The sequence below is a fragment of the Paraburkholderia sp. WS6 genome, assembly GCF_030464835.1.
In the GTDB taxonomy this organism is placed as follows: domain Bacteria; phylum Pseudomonadota; class Gammaproteobacteria; order Burkholderiales; family Burkholderiaceae; genus Paraburkholderia; species Paraburkholderia madseniana.
Map to the genome: position 1 here is coordinate 104,444 of NZ_JALQCK010000031.1, position 8,775 is coordinate 113,218.

An 8,775-nucleotide genomic window follows, 5' to 3' on the forward strand; every position below is an offset into this window, starting at 1 on the left:
GCCTTTCCTTGAATTGTTAGTGGTCTATTAGCGTTGCCCCTGTGCGGGGCGGCACCTACTTCTCTTTGCATGCCGCAAAGAAAAGTAGGCAAAAGAAAGCGGCTCAAACCGCTACTGCTAAGTGGGCACCGTGGTCTGCTGCGGGTAGTGGTGCATCTGGAATCTGGGTTCGTGCACCTGCATGCGCTTGTGACAAGGGCGTCATACTTCCGGCGGCGCTGCGCGCGCCGACGAGTACTTCTTCAAACCACCCCCTACGTTGTGACGCTCACGCCTCGCCACCGACCGTGGCTCATCATTGCACCGCCGCCACCACCGCGATTGCGATTGGAGCGGCAACTGCAACCGCCCATCGCAGCCGCGACTGTGATCGTGACCAGGACGGTGATTGCGGTACGCGACATATCATTGAGGCGGGGTTCCCGGCGACGTGCAGGAGCGCGTCGCCGAGGCGAAGCCGATGGCTCCGACCGCGCTCAACCGAAGCCGGTGGTTTCCCATGCAGACCCGTCCGCGACGCACGTAGTGCGGAGTGGGAGCTGATGAGTCCTTTGTCACTAACGCGGAATGTGCGAGAACACGGATTCCAGATGCACCACTACCCTGTGCGAGCCACGGTGCCCACTTAGCAGTAGCGGTTTGAGCTGCTTTCTCTTGCCTACTTCTCTTTGCAGCCGGCAAAGAGAAGTAGGTGCCGCCCCGCACAGGGGCAACGCTAATAGACCACTAACAATTCAAGGAAAGGCCAACACCCTAAGAACACTGACAAAAAGCGCCGAGCAGGCAAAAAAAGCAACTAAACACTACAAGCAGCCCCACCCCCAGAGGCCGCAATCTCCCGCGCGGCCTTAGCCCCCTCAACCTGCAACAAAGTCGGCAACGAAACCCCATTCTTAGCCGCAGTAACCTCAGCAAGAATAGAAACAGCAATCTCAGGCGGCGTCCGGCTGCCAATATAAATCCCAACCGGCCCATGCAGCCGGGCCAACTCGGCATCGTTCAGATCGAACTCCTTCAACCGCTCGCGCCGCGCCTGATTATTCCTTCTCGACCCCAAAGCACCCACATAAAAAGCCGGCGTCTTCAACGCCTCCATCAGCGCGAGATCATCCAGCTTGGGATCATGCGTCAGTGCAATCACCGCACACCGCTCGTCGAGCTTCATGTCGATCACCGTATCGTCCGGCATCGTCCGCACGATCTTCGTGCCGGGAATGCTCCACTCTTCGGTGTACTCCTCGCGCGGATCGCATACGGTGACCTGATAGTCGAGCCCAACCGCGATGTTGCACAAATAGCGCGACAACTGCCCCGCACCGATCACCAGCATCCGGTAACGCGGGCCGTGAATCGTCAGCAAACGCTCGCCGTCGAAATGCACGCCGTCGGTTGCCAGCGCCGCATCGAGCCGTACCGCGCCCGTCACCATGTCGACTTCACGCGCCACCAGACGGCCGTCCTCCACCGCATGGCACAGATCGGCAATGCCGCTTTGCGGCGTCAAAGGCTCCAGCACCAGTTGGATCGTGCCGCCGCAAGGCAGGCCGAAGCGATGCGCTTCTTCCGCGGTAATGCCGTACTTCACCGCCTCCGGGCGTGTCTGCTCAATACCCCTTTGCCGCACGCGGTCGATCAGGTCGTCTTCGATGCAGCCGCCCGATACCGAACCCACCACGAGGCCATCGTCACGCACCGCGAGCATCGCGCCCTCGGGACGCGGCGACGAGCCCCACGTCTTCACCACCGTCACCAGCAGCGCGCGATGTCCCTCTTCCAGCCAACGTGCACTGGACTTCAGAACTTCGAGATCCACGCTCTCCATGATTTCTTCCTTTTGGTTCCGTCGCTGCCGGACTCAGTGTCCGCAGCGTCATCCGATTCCGTATTTTGCGCCGCTGCTTCAGTTACTGCAGTGACGCCGTCATCCGGAGCCGTCGTACCGTCAGCATCGCCACCGACCTGCGCGCCGAAGCGCTTGAAAAATTCGCCCGCGAGCTTACGCGCTGCGCCGTCGACCAGCCGCGAACCGATCTGGGCGAGCTTGCCGCCGACCTGTGCAGTCGCCGTGTACGTGAGCTTCGTCGCGGCGTCGCCCTCGGGTTCGAGCGTGACGCGCGTATTGCCCTTGCCGAAGCCCGCCGCACCACCCTGACCTTCGAAAACGATGGTGTAGCTGTTCGGCGCCTCGATGTCGGTCAGCAGCATACGCCCTTTGAAGCGCGCCTTCACCGGACCGACCGAAGCGCTCAACACCACCGCATACGCATTTTCGCCATCCGGGTCGATGCTTTCGCAGCCGGGAATGCACGCGCGCAGGATTTCGGTATCGTTTAGCGCATCCCACGCGCGCTGCTGGGAAACCGGCAGCATATGGGTCTCATTTAATTCCATGGCGTTGCTCCTGCAGTTGTCGTGGCGCAGACGCTCAAACGAGGCGCGCGCGTGAGTTGCGCGAGGTCGCGGCCGAACGCCGTCAGACTGTCCAGATTGTGAACCGGGCGATGTGCGTCGACGTACGGCAGGATCGCCTGCACGCCGCGCGCTTTCGGTGAAAAACCGCTGAAACGCAGCAGCGGGTTGAGCCACACGATACGGTGTGCGAAGCGGCGCAGGCGGGCCATTTCGGTGTCGAGCACGTCGATCGCTTCGTGATCCAGGCCGTCGGTGACGAGCAGCACCGTGGCTCTGCCGGTCAGCACGCGACGTGCCCAGCGCCGGTTGAATTCGGCAAGCGCCGCGCCGATCCGCGTGCCACCCGACCAGTCGACCACCTGATCGGTGAGCATCGCGATCGCCACGTCGGGATCGCGCTCGCGCAGCGCGCGCGTCGCGTTGGTCAGGCGGGTGCCGAAAAGAAACACCTGCAGGCGCTCACGCGATTGCAGAAGCGCGTGGCAGAAGTACAGGACCGCGCGCGGATAGCTGCTCATCGAGCCGGAGATATCCAGCAGCAACACGAGCGGCGGTTTGCGTTCCACTACCGCGCGATACTTCCACACCGTCCAGTCGCCACCGGCGCGTACCGCTTGCCGTGCGCTCGCGCGCAAATCGGCATGCGTGCCGTGCGACGCGGCCTTCAGGCGGCGCGTCGGTTCGGTGGCAAGCGGCAGACGTTGGCCGCGGATCAGATGCCGCAACGTCCGCCATTCGTCAGCGGAAAGCGTCTCGAAATCGCGATGACGTAGCCGCTCATCAGCACTGAACGTGACGTGCGCGCGTAGTTCGTGTTGTTCGGTCTCCTGTGGCGCCTTGCTGTGCGGCGACGGTGGCGTGCGCACGGCAAGCGCGTCGGCGAGACGGTTGTTGCGTTTGGGTGGCGGCAACCCATCGCGGACTTTCGGCAACAGCAGCGCGCGCAGCTTGCCTTCCCAATCCGGGTCGCGCCAGAACAGATCGAAGGCGGCGTTGAAGAGGTCGCGTTCGTCTGGCGCGGAGACGAGGAGCGTGGCGAGCGCGGCGCGCACATCGTCGCGCCGGCCGAGGTCGATCCAGTGCAACGCGGCGAGTGCGTCGACCGCTTGCGCCGGCGACATCGGCAAGCCCGCGCCGCGCAGCACACGCACAAAGTGGACGACGTTGTGGGCGAGCGTGGGCGTATCGATCGGTGCGGCCGACGCGCTCGAAGTATCGGCGGAGGCGGTCATCACCGTCATCCCGGAGTCGCGAGGCATTGCGCGATCTGCGCGGCGTCGATGCGCGCCAGATCGTCCTGATACTTGAGCAGCACACCCAGGGTGTTCTGCACCGATTGCGGATCGAGTTCCGTTACCGACAACGCTTCCAAAGCGCGGCACCAGTCGATCGTTTCGGCGATACCAGGCGCCTTGAACAGATCCATGCCGCGCAGTCGATGCACGAAATCGACCGCACGCCGTTGCAATTCAACCGACGTCTGCGGCGCGCGCGCGGCGACGATCTCCAGTTCACGATCGCGCTCGGGATAGCCGATCCATTGATACAGGCAACGGCGTTTCAACGCGTCGTGCACTTCGCGCGTGCGGTTCGACGTCATCACGACGAGCGGCGGCTGCTCTGCGCGCACCGTGCCATATTCGGGAATCGATACCTGGAAGTCCGACAGCAGCTCCAGCAGAAACGCTTCGAACGGTTCGTCGGCGCGGTCGATCTCGTCGATAAGCAGCACACGCCGCGCGCCCGGATGATTTTCGTCGGGCATCAGCGCCTGCAGAAGCGGACGCTTCAACAGGAATTCGCTGCGATAGAGCGTGTCGTTGCCGGGCCGCTCGCCGGCAGCTTCGGCCAGACGCAGCGCCATGATCTGGCGCGGGTAGTCCCATTCATAGAGCGCGCTGGCGGTGTCGAGTCCTTCGTAGCATTGCAGCCGCAGCATCGAGGTCCCGAGCATCCCCGCCGCGGCTTTGGCGAGTTCGGTCTTGCCGACGCCTGGCTCGCCTTCGACGAACAACGGCCGCTCCATGCGCAGGGCGAGATACAACGCGGTCGCGAGTTCGCGGCTGGCGAAGTAGTTTTGGGCGGCGAGTTGTGCAAGCGTGTCGTCGATTGAAGCAGGCTGCATGGTGCTCCTGACTCTGCATGGTGAAGAGCAAAACGGCGCGTTCGCTCGTGTCACTCATACCGTCGGCGGAACGGAGCGGATGAGCGCGAGCGTCGAGCCACACCGCGTGCGTGATCGAACACGGCTGACGCACTCCGCCGAGGCGCCAGCCGCGAACTGCAAGGATCGCTAACCGTTTGCCTTCACCACCGCTCGCCCGGCTAACACCGGAATCAGATGCGCGCGGTATTCGGCGCTCGCGTGCATGTCGGTGTTCAGGTCGGCTTCGGATACGGTTACCGCTCGCGCGGCCTCGGGTGTGAAATTCGCCGATAACGCGCTTTCCAGGTCCGGCACGCGAAATACCGAAGACGCCGCTCCTGTCACCGCAACGCGTACACCGTTTGCGAACTTCGCGACGAACACGCCGACCAGCGCAAAGTGCGACGCCGGATTCTCGAATTTCACGTAGGCCGCGCGCTCGGGCACTGGAAACTCGACGGCCACGATCAACTCGTCGGGCGCCAACGCGGTCTCATACATGCCGACGAAGAAATCGCTCGACGAAATCCGTCGCCGATCGGTGACGATGGTCGCGTCCAAGGCCATCGCAGCAGCCGGATAGCAGGCGGCCGGATCGTTGTTCGCGAGCGAACCGCCGATGGTGCCGAGCGCGCGCACCTGGCGATCGCCGATGTGCCCGGCGAGGTCCGCGAGCGCCGGCAGCACGCGCCGAAGCTCGCCGTGATCCGCGACGTCCGCATGGCATACGGCTGCGCCGATCGTCGCCTTGCCGGCATCGACGGTGATCGATTTGAGCGCGGGAATTCGCGTCACGTCGATCAGTTGCGACGGCTGCGCGAGCCGCAGACGCATGGTGGGCAACAGGCTTTGTCCGCCGGCGATGAACTTTGCCTCACTGTCGGCGGCGATGGCTGCGGCGGCCGCTTTCGGATCCGTCGCGCGTTGATACTCGAATGAATACATGTCGAATGCTCCGCTCAGGATCTTAGTGGGGTTGCTTGGCAGCCTGGATCGCAGACCATACGCGATGCGGCGTCGCCGGCATTTGCAGGTCGGTCACGCCGAGCGGCGCGAGCGCGTCGAGGATCGCGTTGATGACCGCCGGTGGCGAGCCGATCGCGCCCGCCTCGCCGCAGCCTTTCACGCCGAGCGGATTGTGCGTGCACGGTGTGCCCTTCGCGGTTTCGACGGTGAAGTTCGGCAGATCGGACGCATGCGGCATCGCGTAGTCCATATAGGAGCCGGACAGCAACTGGCCGCTCTCCTTGTCGTACACGCAGCGCTCCAGCATCGCCTGCCCGATACCCTGAGCGAGCCCGCCATGCACCTGGCCTTCGACTATCATCGGATTGATCACGTTGCCGAAATCGTCGACCGCGGTGAACTGCTGGATGCGGCAGACGCCGGTCTCCGGATCGAGCTCGATTTCGCAGATGTAGGAGCCGGCCGGATATGTGAAGTTGCTCGGATCGTAGAACGCGCTTTCCTCAAGACCCGGTTCGAGCACGTTGAGCGGATAGTTGTGCGGCACGTAGGCGGCGAGCGATATCTCGGCGAATGCTTTGGTGCGATCGGTGCCCGCGACGCGAAACACGCCGTCCTTGAACTCGATGTCTTCTGCTGCGGCTTCCAGCAGATGCGCGGCGATTTTCTTCGCCTTGGTTTCGATCTTGTCGAGCGCCTTCATGATCGCCGAGCCGCCGACCGCGATCGAGCGCGAACCGTACGTGCCCATGCCGAACGGAATGCGGCCCGTGTCGCCGTGAACGATCTCCACGCTTTCCAGCGCGATGCCGAGCCGGTCCGCGACCACTTGCGCGAAGGTTGTCTCATGCCCCTGGCCATGGCTGTGGGAGCCGGTGAACACGGTGACCGAGCCTGTCGGATGCACGCGAATCTGGCCGACTTCGAAGAGCCCGGCGCGTGCGCCCAATGCCCCGGCGATATTCGACGGCGCCAGACCGCAGGCTTCGATGTAGCACGAGTAGCCGAGGCCGCGCAGCTTGCCGTTCTTTTCGGATTCCTGCTTGCGCGCGGCGAAGCCTTTCACGTCCGCGAGTTCGAGTGCACGGTTTAGCGTGGTGTCGTAGTCGCCGGTATCGTAGGTGAGGCCGACCGGCGTCGCGTACGGAAACTCGCGGATGAAGTTGCGACGGCGGATTTCGGCCGGATCGAGCTTCATCTCACGTGCGGCGGTTTCGACCAGACGCTCGACCACGTACGTTGCTTCCGGACGGCCGGCGCCGCGGTAGGCGTCGACCGGGACGGTGTTGGTGAAGACCGCTTTCACTTCGGCGTAGATGGCGGGCGTCGCATACTGGCCGGCGAGCAGTGTCGCGTACAGAATGGTCGGCACACTCGACGCGAAGGTCGACAGATACGCGCCCATGTTGGCGATCGTGTGGATGCGCATTGCGAGGAACTTGCCGTCGGCGTCCATCGCCAGTTCGGCTTTGGTCACGTGATCGCGGCCGTGCGCGTCGGATACGAAGGCTTCCGAGCGCTCGGCGGTCCATTTGATCGGACGGCGAATTTTCTTCGATGCCCACGTCAGCGCGACATCTTCGGCGTACAGGAAAATCTTCGACCCGAAGCCGCCGCCGACATCCGGCGCGATGACGCGCAGTTTCGATTCCGGCAGCGACAGCACGAATGCGGCCATCAACAGGCGTTCCACGTGCGGATTCTGATTCGCGACGTAGAGCGTGTAGCTGTCGTCCTGCACCGAGTAGCTTGCGTTGACCGCGCGCGGTTCGATCGCATTCGGGATCAGGCGGTTGTTGACGATGTCGAGCGTGGTGACGTGCGCGGCTTTCGCGAAGGCGGCGTCGGTCGCGGCTTTGTCGCCGTGGCCCCAGTTGTAGCAGACGTTGTCCGGAACTTCGTCGTGAACCGCGGCCTGGCCCGGATCGGACGCGTGCGCGGTATCGACTACGGCCGGCAGCACGTCGTAATCGACCTCGATCAGTTCGGCGGCGTCTTTCGCGGCATTGATCGAGTCGGCGATGACGAGCGCGACCTGATCGCCGACGTGGCGCGCTTTCGTGTGCGCGATGATTGGATGTGGCGGCTCGTTCATCGGCTTGCCGTCGGTGCTGTGAATCAGCCAGCCGCACGGTAGTCCGCCGACGTTGTCCGCGGCCATGTCCGCGCCGGTGAAGATCGCGACGACGCCGGGCGACTGTTTGGCGGCGGTGGTGTCGATGCTGTTGATTTTTGCGTGTGCGTGCGGCGAGCGCAGGAATACCGCATAGGTTTGCTGCGGCAGGACGATGTCGTCGGTGTACTGACCGTTGCCGGTGAGGAAACGATAGTCTTCCTTACGTTCGACGGAAGTACCGATGAGGTGGGTGTCGGGTGCGTTCATCGTCGGCTCCTCAGGCGGTGGCTGGCGCAGTGGCCGCGGCGTTGGTGTTGACCGTGCCGGCGGACTTCATGCCTTCGGCGCCTTCGAGCACTGCTTTGACGATGTTGTGATAGCCCGTACAGCGGCAGAGATTGCCGTCGAGCTGGGCGCGCACGTCGTCGCCGGTGAGATTGGGTTGGCGCTCGACGAGCGAGACCGCGCTCATCACCATGCCGGGCGTACAGAAACCGCACTGCAGGCCGTGGCAGTGTTTGAAGGCGGCTTGCATCGGGTGCAGGGCGCCATCTTTGGCGAGTCCTTCGATGGTGGTGATGGTTGCGCCTTCGGCCTGGACCGCGAGGATGTTGCAGGATTTGATTGCGCGGCCGTTCAGGTGGACCGTGCATGCGCCGCACTGGGCGGTGTCGCAGCCGACGTGCGTTCCTGTTAGGCGAAGTTGATCGCGCAGGAACTGGACAAGCAGGGTGTTGGGGTCGATTGAGGCGCTGATGGGCGCGCCGTTCACCGTCAGACTGATGCTGATCGCCATGAAGTTGTCTCCTTATGGGGTGAAACCGGACCTTTGTTTTTTCCTGCCTTCAGCTGCCTGCTCGTGGGGTCCGATTAGGGTGCTGCGGGTTTGCTGTTTTTTTATGGGTCTGCCGAAAAGTAAAGCACAAATTGGGTGGGGGCGCTATTGGGTTGTGTGCCTGCTCGGCGGGGTATGGTTTGTTTTTTGCCCGGTCGGGCTGGGGATTGCCTGGCGGCGCCGGTTTTAGTTTCTTTGCCTTCGGTGGGGGGTGGTTGCCTGCGCGGCGCTTTTGTCCGTGTTCTTGGGGCGTTGGCCTTTCCTTGAATTGTTAGTGGTCTATTAGCGTTGCCCCTGTGC

Annotated in this window: 7 protein-coding genes; all 7 read right to left on the minus strand. The window is 63.2% G+C overall.

Features of this window, described 5'->3' with window-relative positions; translation table 11 throughout:
* Positions 1-796: 796 nt before the first annotated feature.
* Positions 797-1,822, minus strand: a complete 1,026-nt coding sequence (locus tag M0D64_RS30350; RefSeq protein ID WP_266260472.1) for an XdhC family protein — start codon at positions 1,820-1,822, stop codon at positions 797-799.
* Positions 1,795-2,391: a CoxG family protein gene (locus M0D64_RS30355; RefSeq protein WP_266260473.1), complete on the minus strand. Its 597-nt coding sequence runs from the start codon at positions 2,389-2,391 to the stop codon at positions 1,795-1,797. The genes M0D64_RS30350 and M0D64_RS30355 overlap by 28 nt, the downstream gene beginning before the upstream one ends.
* Complete coding sequence (locus tag M0D64_RS30360; protein WP_266260479.1) at positions 2,382-3,644, minus strand: VWA domain-containing protein; 1,263 nt, start codon at positions 3,642-3,644, stop codon at positions 2,382-2,384. The genes M0D64_RS30355 and M0D64_RS30360 overlap by 10 nt, the downstream gene beginning before the upstream one ends.
* Positions 3,645-3,649: 5 nt before the next feature.
* Complete coding sequence (locus M0D64_RS30365) at positions 3,650-4,537, minus strand: MoxR family ATPase (protein ID WP_054037965.1); 888 nt, start codon at positions 4,535-4,537, stop codon at positions 3,650-3,652.
* Between the two features lie 168 nt (positions 4,538-4,705).
* Positions 4,706-5,503 (minus strand): xanthine dehydrogenase family protein subunit M, encoded by a 798-nt coding sequence (locus M0D64_RS30370; RefSeq protein WP_266260474.1) that lies wholly within the window; start codon positions 5,501-5,503, stop codon positions 4,706-4,708.
* A 22-nt stretch (positions 5,504-5,525) separates the two neighbouring features.
* Positions 5,526-7,907 carry a xanthine dehydrogenase family protein molybdopterin-binding subunit gene (locus M0D64_RS30375; protein WP_266260475.1) on the minus strand — a complete coding sequence of 794 codons (2,382 nt, stop codon included), beginning with the start codon at positions 7,905-7,907 and terminating at the stop codon, positions 5,526-5,528.
* Positions 7,908-7,917: 10 nt separating this feature from the next.
* On the minus strand, positions 7,918-8,436 hold the full coding sequence (locus tag M0D64_RS30380; RefSeq protein ID WP_266260476.1) for a (2Fe-2S)-binding protein: 519 nt from the start codon (positions 8,434-8,436) through the stop codon (positions 7,918-7,920).
* Positions 8,437-8,775 lie beyond the last annotated feature (339 nt).

What these genes read in the sequence shown, in the direction of transcription:
- M0D64_RS30350 (WP_266260472.1), bottom strand. Translation starts at nt 1,822, where the DNA reads ATGGAGAGCGTGGATCTCGAAGTTCTGAAGTCCAGTGCACGTTGGCTG.
- M0D64_RS30355 (WP_266260473.1), bottom strand. Translation starts at nt 2,391, where the DNA reads ATGGAATTAAATGAGACCCATATGCTGCCGGTTTCCCAGCAGCGCGCG.
- M0D64_RS30360 (WP_266260479.1), bottom strand. Translation starts at nt 3,644, where the DNA reads ATGACCGCCTCCGCCGATACTTCGAGCGCGTCGGCCGCACCGATCGAT.
- M0D64_RS30365 (WP_054037965.1), bottom strand. Translation starts at nt 4,537, where the DNA reads ATGCAGCCTGCTTCAATCGACGACACGCTTGCACAACTCGCCGCCCAA.
- M0D64_RS30370 (WP_266260474.1), bottom strand. Translation starts at nt 5,503, where the DNA reads ATGTATTCATTCGAGTATCAACGCGCGACGGATCCGAAAGCGGCCGCC.
- M0D64_RS30375 (WP_266260475.1), bottom strand. Translation starts at nt 7,907, where the DNA reads ATGAACGCACCCGACACCCACCTCATCGGTACTTCCGTCGAACGTAAG.
- M0D64_RS30380 (WP_266260476.1), bottom strand. Translation starts at nt 8,436, where the DNA reads ATGGCGATCAGCATCAGTCTGACGGTGAACGGCGCGCCCATCAGCGCC.